The organism is Methylobacterium sp. C33D, from assembly GCF_053345825.1.
In genome coordinates, this window is record NZ_JBKFAV010000251.1 from 1 (window position 1) to 282 (window position 282).

At 76.6% G+C, this 282-nt stretch carries 1 protein-coding gene; it reads left to right on the top strand.

Translation table 11 applies throughout. The features are described from left to right. Positions 1 to 282, top strand: a 282-nt coding sequence (locus ACLBXO_RS32255; RefSeq protein WP_447687973.1) for a PAS domain-containing protein, incomplete at both ends; no start/stop codon positions are given.

Sequence of the window (282 nt, forward strand, 5' to 3'; positions counted from 1 at the left end):
CGGCCCACACGATCTCGGCCTCCGCCTGGACGGCGCTGATCGATCCCGACGACGTCGCCGATGTCTGGAGCGAGATCCGGCGGGCGGTCGGGTCCGGCACCCCCTACGCGGCCGAGTTCCGAGTCGGCGCCCGCTGGCTCTACGCGCGGGGCCGGACGCTCTGCGGCGCCGACGGGCAGCCGCAGCGCATGGTCGGCCTCCACCTCGACATCACCGAGCGCAAGGCGGTCGAGGCGGCCCTGCGCACCGCCACGGGGGACGCGGAGGCGGCGCGCACCGAGG